Genomic DNA, 24,884 nt, shown 5'->3' on the forward strand with positions numbered 1-24,884 from the left:
CTCCACTCAGAACTCGAAGTCTTCTTCGAACGCGTCGATCTCGTCCTGGTCGAGATCGAGCAACGGCGCCGGTCCGGCAGCCGCGGGGCGCGGGGCCACCACCTGCACCGGCCGGGCCGCGGGGTCCGCGGCGTGGGACACCAGGGCGCGCAGCGCCCGGAACCAGCCCTCGGCGAGCGCGGCCACCTCGGCCTCGGTGAACAGTCCGTCGGGCCATGTCCAGGAGGCCACCATGCGGGGGCCGCCGGGACCGTCCTGGGCCAGCGAGTTCAGCTCCAGGGCGTGCGCGGCGGGCATCGCGGCGTCGCTGCCGCCGAGGCCGCCGTCACCGCCGTCACCGTCCCCGGCGCCGAACCGTCCCAGGTAGTTGAAGCCGATCTGCGGGACGGGAAGTGCGGCCAGTACTCCGGCGGTGTCCGGGTTGAGGTGGCGCAGCAGCCCGTACCCGGCTCCGTTGTCGGGCAGCTCGGCGAGCTGTCCGGCCACGTGGGCCAGGGCCCGGCCGGCGGCGGGACCGCCCGCGTAGAGCGCCTCCCAGTCGCCGTCGGGGACGGCGGGGTCGAGGCGGACCGGGAAGAGGCTGGTGAACCAGCCGACGGTGCGGGAGACATCGGCGTCCGGCAGGACGCCGATGAGCAGCTCCTCGCGGCCGTGGCCCTCCAGGTCGAGCAGGACGCCCTGCTCGCGCCGCCGTCCGCGGCCGCGGTCCCAGTCGGTGACGGCCAGCGCGAACGCGGTGAGCAGCACCTCGTTGACGCCGGTGCCGAGCGCCGTGGGCACGGTGGTCAGCAGCGGTCCGGTGACCTCGGCGGGCAGCGTCAGGCTGTACTGCCGGCCCGAGGCGGCCACGTCGCGGGCCGGGTCCAGCGGCCGGGCGCCCAGCGCGGGCTCCTGGTAGCCGCCGAGCATGCCGGTCCACACCGGGAGTTCGGCGGCCCGCTCGGGGGCGAGCGCCGCCCGGGCCAGGCCCCGGGCCCAGGCCCGGAAGGAGGTCCACACCGGTTCCAGTACGGGTTCCCGGCCCGCGACGACGGCCTCGTACGCGGCCATGAAGTCGGGCATCAGGATCCGCCACGACACTCCGTCGACCACCAGGTGGTGGACGATCAGCAGCAGCCGGCCCGGCGCCTGCGGTCCGGCGTCGAACCAGACCGCCTGCACCATCAGCCCGGCGTCGGGGTCCAGCCGGTCCTGGGCGGCCCGGCCCTCGGCGTCGATGCGGTCCGCGACCGCCGCCTCGTCCAGGTCCGCCACGTCGATCCGGTGGACCACGTCGGCGGCCCGCAGCGCGCCCTTCGGCGGGATGTGCAGGCTCCAGTCGGCGGGGTCGCGCACCAGGCGGGCGCGCAGCGCGTCGTGGTGGTCGAGCACGGCCTGGACGACCGCGCGCAGCGTGTCCTCGGTGAGGCCGCCGGGGACGGGTGCCATCACCGACTGGTTGAACCCGTCGATGCGGCCGCCCAGTTCACGCAGCCAGCGGACGATCGGGGTGGCGGGCAGGGCGCCGATCGCCGGGTCCGCGCCGTCCGGGTCCGGCGCGAGCAGCAGCTCGGCCGGGGACTGCGGCAAGGCGGCGGCGAGCGCCTGGACCGTCTTGTGCTCGAACACCTCGCGCGGGGTCAGCACCAGGCCGGCCAGGCGGGCACGGCCCACCAGCTGCACGGAGGTGATGCTGTCGCCGCCGAGGGTGAAGAAGCTGTCCTCGACGCCGACCGCGGGCAGTGCGAGGACTTCCGCGAACAGGCCGGCCAGCAGTTCCTCGCGCGGGCCGGACGGGGCGCGGCCCACGGGGCGGTCGGCGAATTCGGGTGCGGGAAGTGCCTTGCGGTCGAGCTTGCCGTTGGTGTTCAGCGGCAGCGCGTCCAGCGTGACGAACACGGCCGGAACCATGTAGTCGGGCAGATCGGCGGCGGCGTGGGCGCGCAGGTCCTCCGCTTCGGGGGCGGGGCCGTCGGCGGCGGGGACGACGTACCCGGCCAGCAGCTTGGTACCGGGGCGGTCCTCGCGGACGACGACCGCGACCCGGGACACCCGCGGGTGCCGGGCGAGAACGGCCTCGATCTCGCCGAGCTCGATGCGGAAGCCGCGCACCTTGACCTGGAAGTCGGTGCGGCCCAGGTACTCGATGGTCCCGTCCTCGCTCCAGCGCACCAGGTCGCCGGTGCGGTACATCCGGACCCCCGGGGCGCCGTACGGGTCCGCGGTGAAGCGTTCGGCGGTCAGGCCGGGGCGGCCCAGATAGCCGCGGGCCAGGCCCGCGCCCGCGAGGTACAGCTCGCCCGGCACACCGGGAGCGGCCGGGCGCAGCGCCCCGTCGAGCACGTACGCCCGGGTGCCCCGGATGGGGCGGCCGATGGACGGGCTGGCCGCCGTGCCGTCGAGCTCGGCGGTGGTGGACCAGATCGTCGTCTCGGTGGGCCCGTACACGTTGAGCACCGACCGGCCGGCCGCGGCCATCGCCTCGGCCAGCGCACCCGGTACGGCCTCGCCGCCGACCAGCATCCGCAGGCCCGCGAGGGCGTGCGGCACCTGGCCGGTCAGGGTCTGCCACAGCGACGGGGTCGCCTGGAGGACGGTGCCGCCGTGCCCGGTGATGAGCGCGGCGAGGGCGTCGGGGTCGTGGACCTCGTCCTTGGTCGCGACGACGACTGCGGCGCCGGCCAGCAGCGGCAGGTACAGCTCCAGGGCGGCGATGTCGAAGGAGACGGTGGTGACGGCGACCAGCCGGTCCGTGCCGTCCATCGGCACCCGTTCGGCCATGTCGGCCAGGAAGTTGTCCAGGGCCGCGCGCGGGATGACCACGCCCTTGGGGCGGCCGGTCGAGCCGGAGGTGTAGATGGCGTAGGCCGGGGTCCGGCCGTCGGCCCGCTCCGCGACCGGGGTGCCGGCCGGGTACGCGGCGAGGGCCGCGCCGGTGGCCGGGTCGTCCAGCAGCAGCGCCGGGGTGTCGGTGGGGGGCAGGGCCGCCGCGGTCGCGGTCGTGGTCAGCAGGAGCGAGGGGCGGGCGTCGGCGAGGACGTAGCCCAGCCGGTCGGCCGGGTGCTCGGGGTCCAGCGGCACGTAGCCGGCGCCGGACTTGAGCACCGCGAGGAGGGCGACCAGCAGGTCGGCGCCGCGGGGCAGGGCGACGGCGACGTAACGCTCGGGGCCGGCGCCGCGGTCGGTGAGCAGGTGGGCCAGGCGCGTGGAGCGCTCGTCCAGTTCGGCGTACGTCAGCCGGCCGGGGCCGCAGATCACCGCGGCGGCCCCGGGGGTCGCGGCCGCCTGGCGGGCGAACCGCGCGGTCAGCGGCTCCAGGCCCGGCTCGGCCTCCGCCCGGCCGGCCCAGCCGGCCAGCACCCGCCGCTCGTCGGCGGACAGCAGCTGAAGCCGGCCGACGGGTACGCCGGCCTGGCCGGCAGCCTCGCCGAGCAGCCGCACCAGCGTGGCGGCGAGGTCGTCGACGCGGCCTCGGCCGATCAGGTCGGGGCGGTGGGCGAGGTCGAGGCCGAGGGAGCGGCCGAGGCTCACGGTGAGGCTGAGCGGGTAGTGGGTGCTCTCGTGGTTGTCACCGCCCACGATGCCCAGGCCGCCGGCGGCGCTGCGCAGCCCGTCGGCGTCGAGGGGGTAGTTCTCGAAGACGACGAGGGTGTCGAAGAGCTCGCCGAGACCGGTGACCCGCTGGATGTCGGCGAGCGGCAGGAACTGGTGGTCCATCAGCCCTGCCTGCTGGGACTGGAGACGGCCCAGCAGGTCGCCGAGCGTCTCGGCCGGGTCGAGCGCGACGCGGACGGGGAGGGTGTTGATGAACAGGCCGACCATCGACTCGACGCCCGCGACCTGCGGGGGACGGCCCGAGACCGTACCGCCGAACACCACATCGGTGCGGCCGGTGAGCTGGCCCACGACCATCGCCCAGGCGGCCTGGACGACGGTGTTGACGGTCACCCCGCGCTCACGCGCCCAGCGGGCGAGCGAGGCGGTCTCGGCCTCCGGCAGCTCCAGGCGGGTGCGTACCGCCCGGACCGGGGCGCGGGACGGATCGGGCGCGGCGACCAGGGTGGGCTCCTCCAGGCCGTCGAGGACCTCGCGCCAGGCGGCCTCGGCGGCGCCGCGGTCCTGGCCGGCGATCCAGCCGAGGTAGTCGCGGTAGGGAGTGACGCGGGGCAGCGCGGAGGCGTCGCCCCCCTCGGCGTACAGGGTGAACAGCTCGCCGAGGAAGACCGGCATGGACCAGCCGTCGAGCAGCAGGTGGTGGTGGCTGACGATCAGCCGGTGCCGGTCGGGGCCGGTGGAGGCGAGGGTGAACCGCATCAGCGGGGGCCGCGCCAGGTCGAAGCGCCGGGTGCGGTCCTGCGCCACCAGGCGGTCGGCCGCGGCGGCCCGCTCCTCGGCGGGCAGGCCGGTCAGGTCCACCTCGGTGTACGGCAGCTCGAAGTCGGCGGGCACCGCCTGGACGGGGGCTTCCAGGCCCTCGTGGCGGAAGGCCGCGCGGAGGTTGGCGTGCCGGGTCAGCAGGGTGTGCAGAGCAGCGCGCAGGGCGGGCCGGTCGACGGTGCCTTCGATGTCGAGGGCGAGCTGGACGGTGTAGACGTCCTCGCCCTGGGTGTCGTAGACGGCGTGGAAGAACAGGCCCTGCTGGAGCGGGGAGAGCGGGAGCAGGTCGGCGAGGTGCCCGTGGTCGGCCTCTAGGTCGTCGATCTGCTGCTGCGTGACGGACACCAGCGGGCGCACGTCGGACGGTGTCAGGCCGACCGCCCCGATGGCCGCGGCGTGGGCGGCCAGGGAGCGCAGGGCCTCGAACCAGCCTTCGGCCAGCGCCCGTACCTCGTCCTCGGTGAAGAGGGCGGCCGGCCAGGACCAGTCGGCGGTCAGGCGCGGGCCGTCGGCGTGGTCGAGGGTGACCGCGTTGACGTCCAGCGCGTGGGCGAGCGGCATGCCGGGCTCGCGGCCGTCGCCGAGGTCGGCGTCGGCGCGCAGGGCCCAGTCGGCGCCGTCGCCGTCGCCGGCGGTGGCGTCGAAGCGGCCCAGGTAGTTGAACCCGATCTGCGGGGAGGGCAGTTCCGCCAGGACGGCGGCCGCCTCGGCGTCGCCGTGGCGCAGCAGGCCGTAGCCGATGCCGTTGTCCGGCAGCGCGTGCAGCTGCTCCTTGACCGCCCTCAGTGCCCGGCCCGGGTCGGTGCCGCCGCCGGCGTCGAGGCGGACCGGGAACATGCTGGTGAACCAGCCCACCGTGCGGGAGATGTCCACCCCGTCCACGACGGCCTCACGGCCGTGGCCCTCCAGGTGCACCAGGACCTCGGTGGAGCCGGCGCCGCGCCAGGCGGAGACCGCCTGCGCGAATCCGGTGAGCAGGACGTCGTTGACCGTGGCCCGGTACTTCGCCGCGACCTCGGTCAGCAGCGGAGCCGTCACCTCGGTCGGCAGGGACAGCGACAGGTGCCGGAGAGTGGACGCCGTGTCCGCTTCGGGGTCGAGCGGACGGGCGCCGATCAGGGCGTCGTGGCCGGCCGACTGCTCGATCCAGAGGGGGAGTTCGGTGGAGCGGTCGAGCGCGGTCAGCTGCTCGGCCCAGCGGCGGAAGGACGTCCCCACGGGCTCCAGCTCCACACCCGCGTACGCCTGCGCCAGGTCGGGCAGGAGCACACGCCACGAAACGCCGTCGACCACCAGGTGGTGAGCCATCACCAGCAGCCGGCCCGCCTCCTCGAACCACACCGCCTGCACCATCACACCCGCCTCGGGAGCGAGCCGCAGCTGCGCGGCACGCGCCTCCACCGCGACCTCACCCCCGGCCACCCGCAGCACATCCGCCGCCCGCACCGAACCCGGCTCGGCGACATCGAGGTTCCACACCGACTCGCCCCGCACCAGACGCGCACGCAGCACGTCATGCCGGTCGAGAACGCTCTGCAGCGCCGACTCCAGCCGCTCGTACGTGGCACCGGCCGGAGTCTGCACCAGCATCGCCTGGTTGAACCCGTCCACCGGCCCGCCCAGCTCACGCAGCCACCCCACGATCGGAGTCTGCGCGACCAGGCCCAGACCCGCCGACGGATCCTCCGCCACCGAACCCGACACCGCCTGCGCCACCGCCGCCAGCGCCTCCGGCGTCCGGTACTGGAACACCTCACGCGCCGTGAACACCAGACCCGCCCTACGCGCCCGGCTCACCAGCTGGATCGACACGATGCTGTCGCCACCCAACTCGAAGAAGCTGTCCTCCACCGAAACGGTGTCCAGACCCAGCAGCTCGGCGTACAGCCGGCACAGCAGCGCCTCGCGCTCGGTGCGCGGGGCCCGGCCCGCCGTCGTGCCCCGGTACTCGGGTGCCGGGAGCCGCTTGCGGTCGAGCTTGCCGTTGACGGTGAGCGGGAGGGCGTCGAGGGAGACGAACGCGGCCGGGACCATGTAGTCCGGCAGGGCGGCGGCCAGGTGGGAGCGGACCACGGCGGCGTCGAAGGCGACGCCGCGCCGCGGGACGACGTACGCGACGAGGCGCTTGATGCCGGGGATGTCCTCGCGGACGACCACGGCGGACCGGGCGGCACCCTCGTAGCGGGCCAGGACGGTCTCGATCTCGCCGAGCTCGATCCGGAAGCCGCGCACCTTGACCTGGTCGTCGGAGCGGCCCAGGTAGTCGAGCTGCCCGTCCCGGGTCCAGCGGACCACGTCGCCGGTCCGGTACATCCGGGTGCCGGCGGGCCCGTACGGGTCGGCGGTGAACCGCTCGGCGGTCAGGTCGGCGCGGCCGAGGTAGCCGCGCGCCAGACCGGCGCCCGCGATGTACAGCTCGCCGGCCACACCCGGGGCGACCGGCCGCAGCCGCTCGTCCAGGACGTAGGTGCGGGCGTTGCCGACGGGCCGGCCGACCAGCGGGCGGGAGACGTCGGTGGTGCGGGCGGAGAGGGTATCGACGGTGGCCTCGGTCGGCCCGTACAGGTTGTAGCCGGTGATGCCCGGAGTCCGCGCGAGCTCCTGCCACAGGGCGGGGCCGACGGCTTCTCCGCCGAGGGCGAGGATGCGCGGCCGGGCCTGCTCGTCGCGGACCAGGCCGTCCTCGATGAGCTGTTCGGCGTAGGACGGGGTGAGCTCCATGAAGTCGATGCCGTGCGCCCGGACGTAGTCGATGAGCGCGGGCGCGTCGCGGCGGGTGCCGTCGTCCACGAGGTGGAGTTCGTGCCCGGCGACCAGCCACAGCAGCGGGTCGAGTGAGGCGTCGAAGGAGACGGCGGCGGTGAGCGCGGCCCGCAGGGGGCGGCCGGCGGCCGCCGTCTCGGCCGCGAAGAGCTCGTCGAAGTGGTGGTGGAAGAGGTTCACCAGGCCCGTGTGCGGGACGACGACGCCCTTGGGCCGGCCGGTGGAGCCGGAGGTGTGGATGACGTACGCCGGGTGACGCGGGTCCAGCGGGCGGACCCGGTCAGCGTCGGCCGGGGCGGTGTCCGGCAGGGCACGCAGGGCGTGTGTGACGGCCCGGGACTCCAGGTCGATCCGGATGCCGCCGCGGTCCTGGGGAAGCGTCTCACGGGCACCGGCCGCGGTAATGACGGCCGCCGTGCCGGCGTCCTGGAGCACCTGGGCGATGCGGTCGGCGGGGTGGGAGGGGTCGACGGGTACGTACGCGGCGCCCGCCTTGGCGACCGCGAGGACGGCGACGACGAGGTCCGCGGTGCGTGGCAGGGCGACGGCCACGTAGTCCTCGGCGCCGATGCCGTGCCCGGCGAGCAAGCGGGCCAGCCGGTTGGCGCGGGCGTCGAGTTCGGCGAAGGTCAGCCGCTCGGCGCCGGCGACCAGGGCGGTCGCGTCCGGGGTGCCGGCCGCCTGCCGCTCGAAGAGGGCAGGCAGGGTGGCGGCGGGCACCGGGCGGGCGGTGTCGTTCCACTCGGCCAGCACCTTGCGGCGCTCGTCGTCGGTGAGGACGTCGAGCTGGGACAGCGGCCGGTCGGGCCGGGTGACCAGGGCGGTGACCGTGCGGGTGAAGCGGCCCGCGAGGTCCAGGGCGGTCTCCCGGTCGAAGAGGTCGGTGGCGTACTCGATGCGGCCGCCGATGCCGGCGGCGCGGCCGTCGGCGGTGAACTCCTCGGCGAGCTGGAAGGACAGGTCGAACTTGGCGCCGTCGACGGTGACCTGGTGCGGTTCGACGGCCAGTCCATCGAGGTCCAGGGCGGCGGCGGCGTTGTTCTGCAGGGAGAGCATGACCTGGAACAGCGGGTGGCGGGCCAGGGAGCGCTCGGGGTTGAGCAGCTCCACGAGCCGCTCGAACGGCACGTCCTGGTGGGCGTAGGCGGCAAGGTCGGACTCCCGCACCCGGTCCAGCAGCTCTCGGAAGGTGGGGTCGCCGGAGACGTCGGTGCGCAGCACCAGGGTGTTGACGAAGAAGCCCACCAGGTCGTCGAGGGCCTCGTCAGTGCGGCCCGCGATCGGGGAGCCGATCGGAATCTCCGGGCCGGCGCCGAGCCGGCCGAGGAGGGCGGCCAGCGCCGCCTGGACGACCATGAAGACGCTGGCGCGGGACGCACGGGCGAGGTCGGCGAGCGAGGCGTGGGCCTCCGCGGGAAGGTGCAGGGGCACGGTGTCGCCGCGGAAGCTCATCTCCGCGGGCCGCGGGCGGTCGGCGGGCAGGGCCAGCTCCTCGGGGAGCCGGTCCAGGGTCTGCTGCCAGTAGCCGATCTGGCGGGCGAGTTCACTGCCCGGGTCGTCCTCGTCACCGAGGACGTCGCGCTGCCACAGGGTGTAGTCGGCGTACTGGACCGGCAGCGGCTCGAAGGCGGCTTCCCGGCCGGCGCGGCGGGCCGCGTACGCCTCGGCGAGGTCGCGGGCCAGCGGCGCCATGGACCAGCCGTCGGCGGCGATGTGGTGGACGACCAGGAGCAGGATATCCGTCTCCGCGTCCACCGTGAACAGGTGGGCGCGCAGCGGGACTTCTGTGGCGAGGTCGAAGTCGTGGGCGGCCGCGTCGGCGAGCGCCCGCGCCGTGTACGGGGCCCTGTGCAGGACCGGCCGTACGGTGTCGGCGGCGAGGACCTGCTGGCGGGGGCGGCCGTCGGTGTCGGGGAAGACGGTGCGCAGCGCCTCGTGACGGGCCACGACGTCGCCCAGGGCGGCGGTCAGGGCGGCGGTGTCCAGGGCTCCGGTGAGCCGGACGGCCAGCGGCAGGTTGTAGGTGCCGTTGCGCTCCTCGAAGCGGTTGAGGAACCACAGCCGGCGCTGGGCGGGCGAGAGCGGTACGGACTCCGGTCGGACCCGGGCCACCAGGGCGGGACGGGCGGACTCGCCCTCCGCGTCGCCGAGCCGCTCGCAGAGCGCGGCGACGGTCGGGGTCTCGAAGAGGGCGCGCACGGCGAGTTCGGCACCGAACAGGGTGCGGATGCGGCTGACGACACGGGTGGCGAGCAGGGAGTGGCCGCCGAGGTCGAAGAAGCTGTCGTCGACGGAGACCGTGTCGACGCCGAGGACCTCGGCGAAGAGCGCGGTCAGCTGCTCCTCCTGCGGGGTGCGCGGGGCCCGCCCGGCGCCGGCCGCGGCCCCGAAGTCGGGGGCGGGCAGGGCACGCCGGTCGAGCTTGCCGTTGGGGTTGAGCGGCAGCGCGGCGAGCGTGACGAAGGCGGACGGGACCATGTACTCGGGCAGGGCGGCGGCCACATGGGCGCGCAGCTGGGCCGCGTCCGTCGCACCTGCGCCGGCCGCGGGCACGGTGTAGGCGACGATGCGCTGGTCACCTGGGGTGTCCTCGCGGACCACCACGGCTACCTGGCCGATGCCGGAGTGCCGGGCCAGGACTGCTTCGATCTCTCCCAGCTCGATGCGGAAGCCGCGCACCTTGACCTGGAAGTCGGTCCGGCCCAGGTACTCGATCTGGCCGTCGGCGCTCCAGCGGACCAGGTCGCCGGTGCGGTACATCCGGCTGCCGGCCGGACCGTACGGGTCGGCCACGAAGCGCTCGGCGGTCAGGCCGGGGCGGCCCAGGTAGCCGCGCGCCAGGCCGGCGCCGGCGAGGTACAGCTCGCCAGCGACGCCCGGCGGCACCGGGCGCAGGCCCTCGTCGAGCACCAGGGCGCGGGTGTTGTGCCGGGGCCTGCCGATGGGCGGGGTGCGGTCGTCGCGGGTCCGGCCCGGTTCGCCGTACCAGGCGGTCGCGTAGACGGTGGCCTCGGTGGGTCCGTAGATGTTGGCGAGTGCCGCGCCGGGCACGGCCGCGCGGATGGCGTTCGCGGTGTGGGCGGACAGGCCCTCGCCGGCCAGGACGACCAGGTCGGCGCCGAAGCGGGGGGCGTCGGACTGGGCGAGGGTGTGGGCGAGTGCCGAGGGCACGGCGCTGACCAGGCTGTAGTGGCGGCCCGGGGTGGCGTCGAGCAGGGCGAGCACGTCGCGGACGATCTCGATGCGGCCGCCGGTCAGCAGCGGGCCGAACATCTCGAAGACGGAGACGTCGAAGTTGAGCGAGGTCGCGGCGAGCACGTCCGAGAGCCGTTCGGCGCCGATGTCGGCCGCCGCCCAGGCGGCGAAGTCGGCGACGTTGCGGTGGGCGACCACGACGCCCTTGGGCCGGCCGGTGGAGCCGGAGGTGTAGATGACGTAGGCGGGATGGCGCACGTCGAGGGGGCGGGCCCGCTCGGCGTCGGTCACGTCGCCGTCGCCCTGGGCGGCCAGGCGCTCGCGCACCGCGCCGTCGTCCAGGAGCAGGGTGCGGACGCCCTCGGGCAGGACGGCCGCGGCCTCGGCGGTGGTAACGACGAGCGCGGGCCGGGCGTCGGCCAGCATGTACGCGATGCGGTCGGCCGGGTAGCCGGGGTCGACGGGCAGGTAGGCGGCGCCGGACTTCAGCACGGCCAGCAGCGCGACGATCATGTCGGCGGTGCGGGGCAGGGTCAGCGCGACGAACCGCTCGGGTCCGGCCCCCTCGGCGATCAGCAGCCGGGCGAGCCGGTTGGCGCGGGCGTCGAGCTCGCCGTAGGACAGCTCGACGCCCGCGTGCAGGACGGCGGGGGCATCGGGGGTGCGGACGGCCTGGGCCCGGAACAGCTCGGGCACGGTGGCGTCGGCGACCTCACGGCCGGTGTCGTTCCACTCGCCCAGGACGCGGGCGCGTTCGGCGTCGGTGAGGACGTCGACGGCGGAGACCGGCAGGTCCGGGTCGGCGGTGACGGCGTCCAGCAGCCGGCCCAGGCGGGCGCCGATCGCCTCGGCGGTGGCGTGGTCGAACAGGTCCGCGGAGTACTCCACGACACCGCGCAGGCCGGCCGGGCCGCCCTCGGCGGTGAAGGTCTCCTCCAGCGAGAACAGCAGGTCGAACTTGGCGGCGTCCAGGCGCACCGGCAGCGCGGTGGCGTGCAGGGCGTCGAGGTCGAGGGTGGCCTCGGCGTTGTTCTGGAAGGCCAGCATCACCTGGAACAACGGGTGGCGGGCCAGCGAGCGCACCGGGTTGAGCACCTCGACCAGCCGCTCGAAGGGTACGTCCTGGTTCGCGTAGGCGGCGAGGTCGCAGTCCCGGACCCGGCCGAGGAGTTCGGCGAAGGTGGGGTCGCCCGACAGGTCGGTGCGCAGCACGAGGGTGTTGACGAAGAAGCCCACCAAGTCGTCGAGGGCCTCGTCGGTACGGCCCGCGATGACGCTGCCGATGGGGATGTCCTCGCCGGCCCCGAGCCGGCCGAGCAGGGCGGCCAGCGCCGCCTGGACGACCATGAAGACGCTGGCGTTGTGCGCGCGGGCGACGGCGGTGATCCGCTCGTGCACGTCGGCGGGGAGTTCCAGGGCGGCGGACCCGCCGCGGTAGCCGGCCTCGGCGGGGCGGGGCCGGTCGGCGGGCAGTGCCAGTTCCTCCGGCAGGCCGGCCAGGGTGGTGCGCCAGTGGTCGATCTGGCGGGCGAGCGGGCTGTCGGGGTCGTTCTCGTCGCCGACGACCTCGCGCTGCCACAGGGTGTAGTCGGCGTACTGGACCGGCAGTGGCTCGAAGGCGGGGGCATGGCCGGCGCGCCGGGCGTCGTAGGCGGTGCCCAGGTCACGGGCGAAGGGAGCCAGCGACCAGCCGTCGCCGGCGATGTGGTGCAGCACCACGAGCAGGACGTGCTCGGTGGCGGAGATCCGCAACAGCCGGGCCCGCAGCGGGGCCTGGGCGGTCAGGTCGAAGCCCTCGGCGACCGCGGCGGCCAGCGCCGCATCCAGGTCGCCGGCGGCCGTGTCGGTGACGGGCAGTGCGGGCGCGGACATTCCGGCCGGCAGCACCCACTGGCGTGGTCGGCCGTCCAGCTCGGGGAAGACCGTACGCAGGCTCTCGTGCCGGTCGGTGACGTCGCCCAGGGCCGCGCGCAGCGCGTCCGGGTCGAGGTCACCGTCGAGGCGGAGGGCGAGCGGCAGGTTGTACGAGGCGCTCGGGCCCTCGAACCGGTTGAGGAACCACAGCCGCCGCTGGGCGGGCGAGAGCGGGACCTCCTCGGGCCGCGGCCGCGCGGTCAGCGCGGTACGGGCCCGGCCGGCGCCCGCGATCCGGGTCGCGAGGGCGGCGACGGTCGGGGCCTCGAAGAGGGTGCGGACGGCGAGTTCGACGCCGAAGACCGGCCGGATCCGGCTGACCAGCCGGGTCGCGAGCAGCGAGTGGCCGCCGAGGTCGAAGAAGCTGTCGTCGACGGAGACTGCGGGCAGGCCCAGGATCTCGGCGAACAGGCCGGCGAGGATCTCCTCCTGCGGGGTCCGCGGCGCCCGGCCGCCGGCGCCCGCGGCGAGGTCGGGGGCGGGCAGCGCCCGGCGGTCGACCTTGCCGTTGCCGGTCAGCGGCAGCGTGTCCAGGGACACGTACGCGGAGGGCACCATGAAGGCGGGCAGCCCTTCGGCGGCGTGCTCGCGCAGCTCGGCCGGGGAGGCCTGGGCGCCCGGCGCGGCGACGGTGTAGGCGACGATGCGCTGGTCTCCAGGGGTGTCCTCGCGGACCATCACGGCCACCTGGGCGACGCCGGGATGGCGGGCCAGGGCGGCCTCGATCTCGCCGAGCTCGATGCGGAAGCCGCGGACCTTGACCTGGTCGTCGGTGCGGCCCAGGTACTCGACGTGGCCGTCGGCGTTCCAGCGCACCAGGTCGCCGGTGCGGTACATGCGGCTCGCGGCCGGGCCGTACGGGTCGGCGGTGAACCGCTCCGCGGTCAGGTCCGGGCGCCCGAGGTAGCCGCGGGCGAGTCCCGCGCCCGCGAGGTAGAGCTCGCCTGCGACGCCCTGCGGGACGGGGCGCAGCGCCGCGTCGAGGACGTAGACGCGCATGCCGTCGAGGGGGCGGCCGATGGGCACGCTGTGCGGCACCTCGGCAGTGGAGTCCATGCGGTGGGTGGTGGCGAAGGTGGTCGTCTCGGTGGGCCCGTAGCCGTCGACGACGGTCAGGCCGGGGCAGGCGTCCAGGACGCGGCGGACCGCGGCGGCGGGGACGACGTCGCCTCCGGTCCACACCTGGCTCACGCGGGCCAGGCAGCCCGGCCCGTCCTCGGCGATCAGGCGGAAGAGGCCGGCGGTGAGCCACAGGGCGGTGACGCCGTGCCGGGTGACGGTCTCGCGCAGCCGGACCGCGTCGAGGTCGCCGGCCGGCGCCACGACGACCTGGCCGCCGCCGAGGAGCGGCACCCACAGCTCGTACGTGGAGGCGTCGAAGGCGGTCGGCGAGTGCAGCAGCACCCGCTCGTGCCCGGACTCGAAGCGGCGGTCCTCGGCCAGCGCGACGATGTCGCGGTGGGTGACGCCGACTCCCTTGGGCACGCCGGTGGATCCGGAGGTGAACATGACGTACGCCAGCCCGCCCGGGTCGACGGCGACGTCCGGGTCGTGGGCCGGGCCGTCGGCGAGCGCGGGCCCGGCCTCGATCACGGTCGCGCCGTCGGCGAACGCCTCGGCGGCGGCGGCCGAGTCGGCGATCAGGACGCTCGCGCCGGTCTCGGCGAGGATGTGCCGCATGCGGGGTTCGGGGAAGCGCGGGTCGAGCGGGACGTAGGCGCCGCCGGCCTTCAGGACGGCGAGCACGGCCGCCACCAGGTCGGGCGAGCGGTCCATGAGCAGCGCCACCCGGTCCTCGGGGCGCACGCCCGCGGCGAGCAGCCGGTGGGCGAGGCGGTTGGCGCGGGCGTCGAGTTCGCCGTAGGAGAGGGTGGCCCCGTCGGAGACGACGGCCTCGGTGGCGGAGGCCCAGGAGACGAGGTCGGCGAAGAGCCGGGGCACGCTCCGGTCGGACGGCGCGTCTTCGTGCTCGGTGTCGTTGAAGGCGACCAGCAGCCGCTGCCGCTCGTCGGCGGCGAGCAGCGGGATCCGGCCGACGGGAGTGGCACGGTGGTCCGGTGCGCTCTCCAGGACGCGGACGAGCCGGTCCATGAGGGCGTGGGCGGAGGGGGCGTCGAAGAGGTCGGTGCGGAAGTCCAGCCGCAGCTGGAGGCGTTCACCGGGGACGGCGGTGAGGATCAGCGGGTAGTGGGTGGCGTCGTGGCCCTCGATGCCGGTGACGCTCAGCCCGCCGCCGATCTCCAGGACGTCGGCGTCGAGCGGGTAGTTCTCGAAGACGACGAGGGTGTCGAAGAGCTCGCCGAGCCCGGTGGCCTGCTGGAGGTCGGTCAGGCCCAGGTACTGGTGGTCCATGAGGGCGGCCTGCTGTGCCTGGAGCCGGTCCAGGAGGGCGCCGAGCGCTTCGGCCGGGTCGAGGGCGACGCGGACGGGGAGGGTGTTGATGAACAGGCCGACCATGGACTCGATGCCGGGGACCTGCGGGGGACGGCCGGATACGGTGCCGCCGAAGACCACGTCGTCGCGGCCGGTGAGCTGGCCCACCACCATCGCCCAGGCCGCCTGGAAGAGGGTGTTGAGGGTGACGCCTCCGGAGCGGGTGAGCTCGGTGAGCCGCGCGGTGAGCGCGGCCGGCAGGTCGACGGTGACCCGGTCGGGGGCGGCCGGGCTGCCGCCGCGGCCGGCCGGGGCGACCAGGGTGGGCTCGTCGAGGCCGTCGAGGACCTCGCGCCAGGCGGCCTCGGCGGCGCCGCGGTCCTGGCCTGCGAGCCAGACGAGGTAGTCGCGGTGGGGCGTGACGCGGGGCAGGGCGGAGCCGTCGCCGGAGCGGCCGTAGAGCGTGAGGAGTTCCTTGACCAGGACGGGCATGGACCAGCCGTCGAGCAGGATGTGGTGGTTCGTCACGACCAGGCGGTACTGCTGCACCCCCGTCTTGAGCAGGGCGAAGCGCATCAGAGGAGCCCGGGCGGGGTCGAAGCGCACGGCCCGGTCCTCGGCCATCCAGGCGTGGACGGCACGGTCGCGGTCGGCCTCGGGGAGCGTGGTGAGGTCGAGGTCGGTCCAAGGCAGGTCGACGCTCTCGGGGACGACCTGCACGGGCGTGTCGAGGCCGCCGTCGTGGCGGAACGCGGCGCGCAGGGCGCCGTGGCGGGACAGCAGGGTCCCGGCGGCGTCGCGCAGCGACCGGGGCCGCAGGGGGCCTTCGATGTCGAGGGCGAGCTGGACGGTGTAGACGTCCTCGCCCTGGGTGTCGTAGACGGCGTGGAAGAACAGGCCCTGCTGGAGAGGTGACAGGGGCAGGAGGTCGGTGAGGCGGCCGTGTTCGGCTTCGAGGCGCTCGATCTGCTCCTGGGTGACGGAGACGAGCGGACGGACGTCGGAGGGGGTCAGCCCGCCGGCCTCGGGGGTCGCGGCGTGGGCGGCCAGGGAGCGCAGGGCCTCGAACCAGCCTTCGGCCAGTGCCCGTACCTCGTCCTCGGTGAAGAGGGCGCCCGGCCAGGACCAGTCGGCGACGAGGCGCGGGCCGTCGGTGTGGTCCTGCGTGACCGCGTTGAGGTCGAGGGCGTGCGTGAGTCGCATGCCGGGCTCGCGGCCGTCGCCGAGGTCGGCGTCGGCGCGCAGGGCCCAGTCGGCGCCGTCGCCGTCGCCGGCGGTGGCGTCGAAGCGGCCCAGGTAGTTGAAGCCGAGCTGCGGGGCGGGCAGTTCCGCCAGGACCGCGGCCGCCTCGGGGTCGGTGTATCGCAGCAGGCCGTAGCCGATGCCGTTGTCCGGCAGCGCGTGCAACTGCTCCTTGACCCGCTTCAGCGCCCGGCCCGGATCGGCGTCGGCACCTGCGTCCAAACGCACCGGGAACATGCTGGTGAACCATCCGGCCGTGCGCGAGGTGTCCGCGCCCTCGACCACCGGCTCACGGCCGTGGCCCTCCAGATCGACCAGCACCTCGGTGGAGCCGGCGCCGCGCCAGGTGGAGACCGCCAGGGCGAACGCGGCCAGCAGGACGTCGTTCACACCCGCCCGGTACTTCGCCGCGACCTCGGTCAGCAGCAGAGCCGTGACCTCGGTGGGGAGGGTGAGGGAGAGGTGCCGGACGGTCCCGGCGGTGTCCTGGGCCGGATCGAGGGCCCGGGCACCCAGGCGTGGGTCTTCACCGGTCAACTGCTCGATCCAGAGGGGAAGTTCGGTGGAGCGGTCGAGCGCGGTCAGCTGCTCGGCCCAGCGGCGGAAAGACGTCCCCACGGGCTCCAGCTCCACACCCGCGTACGCCTGCGCCAGGTCGGGCAGGAGCACACGCCACGAAACGCCGTCGACCACCAGGTGGTGAGCCATCACCAGCAGCCGGCCCGCCTCCTCGAACCACACCGCCTGCACCATCACACCCGCCTCGGGAGCGAGCCGCAGCTGCGCGGCACGCGCCTCCACCGCGACCTCACCCCCGGCCACCCGCAGCACATCCGCCGCCCGCACCGAACCCGGCTCGGCGACATCGAGGTTCCACACCGACTCGCCCCGCACCAGACGCGCACGCAGCACGTCATGCCGGTCGAGAACGCTCTGCAGCGCCGACTCCAGCCGCTCGTACGTGGCACCGGCCGGAGTCTGCACCAGCATCGCCTGGTTGAACCCGTCCACCGGCCCGCCCAGCTCACGCAGCCACCCCACGATCGGAGTCTGCGCGACCAGGCCCAGACCCGCCGACGGATCCTCCGCCACCGAACCCGACACCGCCTGCGCCACCGCCGCCAGCGCCTCCGGCGTCCGGTACTGGAACACCTCACGCGCCGTGAACACCAGACCCGCCCTACGCGCCCGGCTCACCAGCTGGATCGACACGATGCTGTCGCCACCCAACTCGAAGAAGCTGTCCTCCACCGAAACGGTGTCCAGACCCAGCAGCTCGGCGTAGATGCCGCAGAGGATCTCCTCCGGGGCCGTGCGGGGCTTACGGCCCTGGCCGGCGCCGGTGTACTCCGGGGCGGGCAGGGCCTTGCGGTCGAGCTTGCCGTTGACGGTCAGCGGGAGGGCGTCCAGCTCCATGAAGGCGGACGGGACCATGTACTCGGGCAGGGCCGCGCCGACGTGGGCACGGAGCGCCTCGGTGTCGACGGATGTGCCGTCGGCGGGGGTGAGGTAGGCGACGAGGCGCTTGATGCCCGGCTGGTCCTCGCGGACGATCACCGCGTTCTGTGCCACCGAAGCGTGCGAGCCCAGGACGGTCTCGATCTCGCCGAGCTCGATCCGGAAACCACGCACCTTGACCTGGTCGTCCGAGCGGCCCAGGTACTCCAGCTCACCCGTGCGCGTCCGGCGGGCCAGGTCACCCGTGCGGTACATGCGGCTGCCGGACGGGCCGTGCGGGTCGGCGGTGAAACGCTCCGCCGTCAGACCGGGACGGCCCAGGTAGCCGCGGGCCAGGCCGGCGCCCGCGAGATAGAGCTCTCCCGCGACACCCGGGGCGACGGGCCGCAGGGTGGCGTCGAGCACGTACGTGCGCGTGCCCTCGATGGGCGTGCCCATGGACGGCACGCCCGAACCCGCCGCGAGGGGCGTCGAGGTGGTCGCCACGACGGTGGATTCGGTCGGCCCGTACGCGTTGACCATGCGGCGGCCCGGCGCCCACCGGTCCACCAGCTCCGCCGAGGTGGCGTCACCGCCCACGATCAGCGAACGGAACTGCGGGAACCGGCCCGCCGGAACGCTGGCGAGCGCAGCCGGCGGAATCAACGCGTGCGTCACCCGCTCCTCGTCCAGGACCTGGGCCAGCACCTCACCGGCCAGCGGACCCGCCGGCGGCACCACGAGCGTCGCGCCCGCGGCGAAGGTCATCACCAGTTCCAGGACGGAGGCGTCGAAGCTCGGCGACGCGAACTGCAGCACACGGCTGTCCGCGTCCACGTCGAAACGCTCGACCTCGGCCGCCGCGAAGCTCGCCAGACCCGCGTGCGAGACCACCACGCCCTTGGGACGGCCCGTCGACCCGGACGTGTAGATCACGTACGCCGGATTTTCCGGCAGGACCGCGACGGAGGGCCGGGACGTCGCGAACTCCTCTGCCACATCGGGCAGTTCACGCAGGACCAGGACCGGACGCGCGTCGTCGAGCATGTAGGCGATGCGCTCGGCCGGGTACTGCGGGTCCACCGGCAGATAGGCGGCGCCCGCCTTCAGCACCGCGAGCTGTGCGACCACGATGTCCACCGACCGGGGCAGCACCAAGGCCACCACGCCCTCCGGACCCGCGCCCTGACCCGCAAGCCAGCGCGCCAGACGGTTCGCCCGCGCCTCCACCTGCGCGTACGACAGGACGAGGTCACCACTGACCACCGCCGGCGCCTCGGGCGTCCGCTCCACCGCGGCCTCGAACAGGCCGTGGAAGGTCACCGGCTCCAGCTCACACCCAAAGCCGGCCCACTCCCCCACCGCCAGCGCGCGCTCGGCATCGCTCAGCACCTCGACGGCACCGACCCGGACGTCCGGATCTGCCGCGACCGCCTCCAGCACCGCCACCAACCGGGCCGCCAGGGCCTCCACCGTCGCCCGGTCGAACAGATCGACCGCGTACTCGACGCTCCCCTCCAGGCCCGACTCGCGCTCGGCGAGGGTGAACGAGAGGTCGAACTTGGCGGTGTCCAGGCGGACCGGCTGGCGGGTCACCTCGACCCCGGGCAGGGCGAGCTCGTCGGAGGGGATGTTCTGGAGCTGGAAGGAGACTTGGAACAGCGGGTGGCGGGCCATGGACCGCTCGGGGTTCAGGACCTCCACCAGCCGCTCGAAGGGCACGTCCTGGTTCGCGTACGCCGCCAGGTCCGTCTCCCGGACCCGCTCCAGCAGCTCCCGGAACGTCGGGTCCCCGGACAGGTCGGTGCGCAGCACCAGCGTGTTGATGAAGAAGCCCACGAGGTCGTCGAGGGCCTCGTCGGTGCGGCCCGCGACGGGCGAGCCGAGCGGGATGTCGGTGCCCGCGCCGAGGCGGTGCAGCAAGGTGGCCAGCGCGGCCTGGACGACCATGAAGAGGCTGATGCCGCTGGTGCGGGCGAGCCGGTCGAGTCCGGCGTGGAGCTCGGCCGGGACGGTGAAGGCGAGGGTGTCGCCGCGGTAGCTCATGTGGGCCGGGCGCGGGCGGTCCGTGGGGAGGGCCAGCTCCTCGGGGAGGCCGGCGAGAGCGCCGCGCCAGTGGTCGACCTGGCGGGCGAGCTCGCTCGCCGGGTCCTGCTCGTCGCCGAGGACCTCGCGCTGCCAGAGGGTGTAGTCCGCGTACTGAACCGGCAGCGGGGTGAACTCCGGTGCCGTTCCGCCCAGTCGGGCGGCGTAGGCGGTGGACAGGTCGCGGGCGAGCGGGGCGAGGGACCAGCCGTCGCCGGCGATGTGGTGGACGACGACGAGCAGCGCGTGGTCGTCGTCGGCGAGGGTGAGCAGGTGGGCGCGGACCGGGATGTCGCGGGTGACGTCGAAGCCGTCGCCCGCCGCCCGTGCGAGCGCGTCGTCCAGGGCTTCGGCGGCGACGGAGGTGCGGTGCAGCAGGGGCCGGGAGGCCGGGTCGGCCGGGTCCAGGACGTGCTGGCGCGGGTGGCCGTCGGTGTCGGGGAAGACGGTGCGCAGGGCCTCGTGGCGGGTGGTGAGGTCGGCGAGCGCGGCTTCGAGCGCGTCCGCGTCGACCGGGCCGCGCAGGCGCAGGGACAGGCCGAGGTTGTAGGTGCCGCTGGGGCCGTCGAAGTGGCCGAGGAACCAGAGCCGGCGCTGGGCGTGGGAGAGGGGGATCTGCGCTGGTCGGGCCTGTGGCAGGACGGCCGCGCGGCCTGCGGCGGCCCCGTCGAGGGTGGCGGCGAGGGCCGCGACGGTCGGGTTCTCGAAGAGGGCGCGGACGGTGAGTTCGGCGTCGGCTTCGGTGCGGATGCGGCTGATGAGGCGGGTGGCGAGGAGGGAGTGGCCGCCGAGGTCGAAGAAGCTGTCGTCGATGGAGACCCGCTCCAGATCGAGGACTTCGGCGAACAGGGTGGCGAGGAGGGTTTCCCGGCGGGTGCGGGGGGCGCGGCCCTCGCTGAGGCCGGCGAAGTCGGGGGCGGGCAGGGCACGCCGGTCGAGCTTGCCGTTGGTGGTGACGGGCAGGGCGTCCAGGACGAGGACGGCGGCGGGCACCATGTAGTCGGGCAGGGTGGCGCCGACGTGCGCGCGCAGTGCCGCCGGGTCGGCGCCGGTCCGGGTGTCGGCGGGGACGACGTAGCCGACGAGGCGCTTGTCGCCGGGGCGGTCCTCGCGGACGAGGACGGCGGCCTGGGCGACGGCGGGGTGGCCGGTGAGGGCGGCCTCGATCTCGCCGGGTTCGATGCGGAAGCCGCGGATCTTGACCTGGTCGTCGGCGCGGCCGAGGTAGTCGAGTTCGCCGTCGGCGGTCCAGCGGGCGATGTCGCCGGTGCGGTACATGCGGGCGCCCGGCGCGCCGTGGGGGTCGGCGGTGAAGCGTTCGGCGGTCAGGCCGGGGCGGCCCAGGTAACCGCGGGCGAGGCCGTGGCCGGTGAGGTAGAGCTCGCCGGGGACGCCGGGCGGGACGGGGTTGAGGTCGCGGTCCAGGACGTAGACGCGGGTGTTGGTGATGGGGCGGCCGATGGTGGGGGCGCCGGTGTGCGGGCTGAGGGCGCCGCTCATGGTGGCGCAGACCGTGGACTCGGTGGGTCCGTAGGCGTTGACCATCGTGCGGCCGTGCGACCAGCGGGCGACGAGCTCGGCGGAGCAGGCCTCGCCGGCGGTGACGAGGGTCATGCCCTCGGGGAGCCGGGCCTCGCCCATGGCGGCGAGGACGACGGGCGGCAGGGTGGCGTGCGTGACCCGCTGCTCGGCGAGGAGCGTGGCCAGCGGCTCGCCCGCGGCCAGCCGTTCGGCGGGCGCGAGGACCAGGGCCGAGCCGGTCGTCAGGGTGGTGAGCATCTCCCAGACGGAGGCGTCGAAGCTGGGCGAGGAGAACTGCAGCACACGGTGGCCGGGGCCGCCGCCGAACCAGCGCCGGTGGGCGGCGGCCATGCTGGCGACGCCGGTGTGGCTGACGACGACGCCCTTGGGGCGGCCGGTGGAGCCGGAGGTGTAGATGACGTACGCCGCGTCCTCTTGGGTGAGCGGGACGTCCGCGAGGGGTTCGGCGGGCAGCGGGGTCCGGTCCAGCAGAAGCCGTCGGGTGCCGTCGGCGGGCAGGGTGTCCTGGAGGGCGGTGGTGGTGACGACGAGGGCGGGCCGGGCGTCGTCGAGGATGTACGCGATGCGCTCGGCCGGGTACGCCGGGTCGACGGGGACGTAGGCCGCGCCGGCCTTCATCGTGGCGAGGAGGCTGACGAGCGTGTCGACACCGCGGCCCAGGGCGACGGCGACGAGGCGGCCGCGGCCGGCGCCGTGCTCGGTGAGCAGCCGGGCCAGCCGGGCGGCCCGCCCGTCGAGCTCGCGGTAGGTGAGGGTGGTGTCCTCGTGGACGAGGGCGGCCGCGTCGGGGGTGCGGGCGACCTGGGCGGCGAAGAGCTCGGGCGTGGTCGCGGACGGGAGCGGTACGCCGGTGTCGTTCCACTCCTGAAGGACGCGGGCGCGTTCGTCGGCGCCGAGGAGGTCGACGGCTCCGACGGGGAGGGCGGGGTCGGCGGTGACGGCCTCGATCAGGCGCCGGAAGCGCATCCCCAGGCCGGCGGCGGTCTCGTCGTCGAAGAGGTCGCGGGCGAACTCGACGGTGCCCTCGACGCCCGCGGGCCGGCCGTCGTCGGTGAAGCGCTCGCCGAGCCGGAACGACAGGTCGAACTTGGCGGTGTCGGTCTCCAGGTGGCGCACCGTCGCGGTCAGGCCGGGCAGCTCGAGGACGGGCGCGGCGTTGTCCTCCAGGGCGAGGGTGACCTGGACCAGCGGGTGGCGGGCCAGCGAGCGCACCGGGTTGAGGATCTCCACCAGCCGCTCGAAGGGCACGTCCTGGTTCGCGTAGGCGGTGAGGTCGTACTCGCGGACGCGGTCGAGGAGTTGGCGGAAGGTCGGGCTGCCGGAGACGTCGGTGCGCAGCACGAGGGTGTTGACGAAGAAGCCGACCAGGTCGCCGAGGGCCTCGTCGGTGCGGCCGGCGATGACGGTGCCGACGGGGATGTCGTCGCCGGCGCCGAGGCGGTGCAGCAGGGCGGCGAGGGCGGCCTGCGCCACCATGAAGACGCTGGCCTTGCTGTCCCGGGCGAGGGTGAGCAGCCGTTCGTGGACCTCGGGGGCGAGGGCGAAGGCGACCCGGCCGCCCTGGTGGCCTGCGACGGCGGGGCGGGGCCGGTCGGTGGGCAGGGCGAGCTCCTCGGGCAGTCCGCCGAGGGTGTCCTTCCAGTGCGCGATCTGCCGGGCGAGGACGTCTTGCGGGTTGTTCTCGTCGCCGAGGAGGTCCCGCTGCCACAGGGTGTAGTCGGCGTACTGGACGGGGAGCGGCGGGTACTGGGGGGCGCCGCCGCGCAGCCGGGCCGCGTACGCCTGACTGAGGTCGCGGGTGAAGGGGGCCACGGACCAGCCGTCGCCGGCGATGTGGTGGACCACCAGCAACAGGCAGTGGCGTTCGGGGGCGAGGGTGAACAGGTGGGCGCGGACGGGAATCTCGGCGGACAGGTCGAAGCCGCGGGCGGCGGCGCGCACGAGGCCGTCCTCCAGAGCGGCTTCGTCGGCGACCTCGGTGACGAGCAGCTCGGGGCGGGCGTCGGCGGGGGCCAGGACGTGCTGGTGGGGGGCGCCGTCGCGGACGGGGAAGACGGTCCGCAGGCTTTCGTGGCGGGCCACGACGTCGCTCAGGGCGGCGCGCAGGGCCTCGGTGTCGGGGCGGCCGGTCAGCTCGACGGTGAGCCCGTCGTTGTAGGCGGCCTGGCCGCTGCCGTTCTCCATCTGGTTGAGGAACCACAGCCGGTTCTGCGCCGCCGACAGCGGCAGCAGCTCGGGCCGCGGGCGCGCGGTGAGCGCGGGCCGGGCGGCCTGGGCGGCGAGGCCCAGGGCCTGGGCGAGGGTGGCGACCGTGGCGTTCTCGAAGACCGTACGCAGGGTCAGCTCGGCCCGCAGCTCCTTGCGGATCCGGCCGACCAGCCGGGTCACCTGGAGGGAACTGCCGCCGAGGAGGAAGAAGTTGTCGTCGACGGAGACGACCTGCTCACCGAGGACCTCGGTGAACAGCCGGCACAGGGTCTCCTCGGCGTCGGTGCGCGGCGCCCGGGAGGCGGTGGCGGGGGCCTCAGTCTTCGGCGCGGACGCGGAGGCGGACGTGGACGCGGAGGCGGGTACGGAGGCGGGTACGTCGGCGGCGAGCGCGCGCGGCGGCAGGGCCGAGGTGTCGAGTTCGAGGGAGCCGACGGTCGCGTCGGGGGCGGCGGCGCCGAGCCGGTGCAGGAAGTCGAGGAAGGTCAGCTGGTAGGCGCGCAGGTCCTCGTCGCCGTACAGGTCGGGGTTGGCGTCGAAGTCGATCTGGAGGCCGGAGGCGGTGCCGCGGTCGTAGACGATGAAGGAGATGTCGTCGGCGGGGCCGATGGACAGGTTGTGGGGGCGCGCGGTGTGGCCGCCGAAGCTCAGGTCGTAGTCGAACATCATGATGTTGACGTGCGGGCCGACCAGGCGGCGGTCGTCGGCGAGCATGCCGAGGTCGCGGCGCAGGTCCTCGAACTGGTAGCGCTGGTGCTTCATGGCGGCGCGCATCTCGCCGGAGACCTGGTGCAGCAGTTCCTCGACGGTGCTGTCCGGACGGATGGCGATGCGCAGCGGCAGCACGTTGGAGACCATGCCGGGGACGCTGCGGGCGTTCTTGCCGAGCCGGGTGGAGACGGGCAGGCCGAGCACGATCTCGGGGGCTCCGGTGAGCCGCTGCAGCCACAGGGCGACGGCGGCGATCAGCGCGGGCGGCCAGGTGACGGCGGCGTCGGAGGCCAAAGTGCGCAGCCGCTCGGTCTCGGTCCGGCCGAGGTAGGCGGTGCGGCGGGCCAGCGAGCGTGCCAGGGCCGGCTGCTCGCCGGAGAGGCTGACGGGCTCGGGGGCTTCCTTGAGCCGGTCGATCCAGTAGGCGCGGTCGGTGCCGAAGCGCTCCGACTCCCGGTAGGCGGCCTTCTCGTCGAGCAGCCGGGCCAGCGGGGCGAAGGGGGTGTCCGGGACGGGCTCGCCGGCCACCAGTGCGGAGTACACGGCCGCGGTGCGCTGGACGACCATGTTGACGGTGAAGCCGTCGACCAGCAGGTGGTGGTAGCGGTGCAGCCACAGGTGCCGGTCTTCGGCGACCTTGAAGAGGGCGAAGAGGAAGAGCTGGTCGTGCTCGGTGTCCAGGGGCGTGGCGAAGTCCTCGGCCATCCAGGCGCGGGCGGCCGTCCACGGGTTCGGGGCGTCGCTGACGTCGACGACGTGCAGCGACCAGTCGAGGTCCGCGGCGGGCACGAGCCGTGCGGCGGGGCCGCCCTCGGCCTCCAGGAAGCGCAGGCGCAGCGTCTCGGCCTCGGTGACGACGCGCCGCAGTGACGCCTCGAAGAGCTCCGCGTCCACCGGCCCGTTGATTTCCAGGAATTCGCCGGTGTTGAAGATTGTGTTCTGCGGATTCAGCTGCTGCGCGTACCAGACACCCGACTGGGCGGCGGTCAGCGGCAGCAGGGGACCCCGAAGATCGGACACAGCCACTCACCCTCAAATGTAATTGATGGAAATCAAGG

Annotated in this window: 1 protein-coding gene; it reads right to left on the reverse strand. The window is 74.6% G+C overall.

Annotated features, from left to right (window positions below):
- Window positions 1-6 precede the first annotated feature (6 nt).
- Window positions 7-24,846, reverse strand: a complete 24,840-nt coding sequence (locus tag OG429_RS40595) for a non-ribosomal peptide synthase/polyketide synthase (RefSeq protein WP_328930650.1) — start codon at window positions 24,844-24,846, stop codon at window positions 7-9.
- Window positions 24,847-24,884 lie beyond the last annotated feature (38 nt).

The sequence above is a fragment of the Streptomyces sp. NBC_00190 genome (genome assembly GCF_036203305.1).
Classification (GTDB): Bacteria; Actinomycetota; Actinomycetes; order Streptomycetales; family Streptomycetaceae; genus Streptomyces.